This window comes from Burkholderia sp. BCC1998, from assembly GCF_905339875.1.
Classification (GTDB): domain Bacteria; phylum Pseudomonadota; class Gammaproteobacteria; order Burkholderiales; family Burkholderiaceae; genus Burkholderia.
The window spans coordinates 1-884 of sequence record NZ_CAJPHE010000079.1; the positions used below are offsets into that span (position 1 = coordinate 1).

The 884-nt window shown below is 59.0% G+C and carries 2 protein-coding genes and 1 pseudogene; 2 read left to right on the top strand and 1 reads right to left on the bottom strand.

Annotation, left to right across the window (positions count from 1 at the left end; all coding sequences use genetic code 11):
* The coding region (locus tag U5A56_RS36845; protein WP_321927391.1) for a hypothetical protein at positions 1 to 213 on the bottom strand (213 nt) is incomplete at its 3' end.
* Between the two features lie 102 nt (positions 214 to 315).
* Here U5A56_RS36845 and U5A56_RS36850 point away from each other — a divergent pair.
* Both U5A56_RS36850 and U5A56_RS36855 read left to right on the top strand, forming a co-directional pair.
* Positions 316 to 456, top strand: a pseudogene (locus U5A56_RS36850) (IS3 family transposase); the annotation flags it as partial.
* Between the two features lie 38 nt (positions 457 to 494).
* On the top strand, positions 495 to 848 hold the full coding sequence (locus U5A56_RS36855) for an IS3 family transposase (protein WP_321927393.1): 354 nt from the start codon (positions 495 to 497) through the stop codon (positions 846 to 848).
* Positions 849 to 884 lie beyond the last annotated feature (36 nt).

An 884-nucleotide genomic window follows, 5' to 3' on the forward strand; every position in this document is an offset into this window, starting at 1 on the left:
CCGGAGTCGAAGCTGGTCGATGATCCTCAAAGGGAAGTTCGAGGGCTCTTGCAGGGCTTGTGAGCGGGCCTGGGTATACTCCAAACAAAGCGATGCTTGTTCGCCCAGGGGCCTGATGTAGTCCTTGGGCGATGATGATCTGCTCCCTGCGTTTAGTACGGTGATGGTGTAGAGTCCGTTCCAGCGAGGAACGGCAATGAAAAAGCGATTCATCGAAGAACAAATCAGCGGCATCTTGTAGGAAGTTGAGGCTGACCTGAAGCCGGCAGAGCTGTACCGCAAGCACAGCATCTCGGAAGCGACCTACTACACTGGAAAGCGAAGTTCGGCGGGATGACGGTATCCGAAGCGCAGCGCCTGAAGGAACTGGAGCAGGAGAACAACAAGCTCAAGCGCCTGTTGGCCGAATCGATGCTCGACAACGCCGCGCTAAAGGACCTGCTGGCTCGAAAGTAGCAAGCCCGCAGGCCAAGCGCGAAGCGGTCCGAATATTGATGACCGGACGCGCCATGGGTGTCACCCGAGCCTGCGGGCAGTTGGGGATTTCGCGCTCGCTGTCCCAATACGAATTGCGCCGCCGAGTTGACGACGATGGACTCACTGGCCGGATGATGGTCATCGCCGCTCAAAAGCGCCGCTACGGCTATCGCCGGATTCACGAGCTGTTGCAGCAGGATGGCCGCTTCGCCAACCACGACAAGCGCATCTGCCGCCTGTACAGCAAGGCGGGGCTGAGCGTGCGCAAGCGGCGACTCAAGCGTATTGCGGCTGTCGAGCGCATGCCGTTGCCGTTACCAACAGGCCCGAATCAGAGTTGGTCGATGGACTTTCTATGGTCCACCCGCTAACCGCAAGCGCAGACTTGTGGCGATAGACGACTCGCG

Excerpts from the sequence above, each read along its gene's own strand:
- U5A56_RS36855 (WP_321927393.1), top strand. The coding sequence starts at position 495 with ATGACCGGACGCGCCATGGGTGTCACCCGAGCCTGCGGGCAGTTGGGG.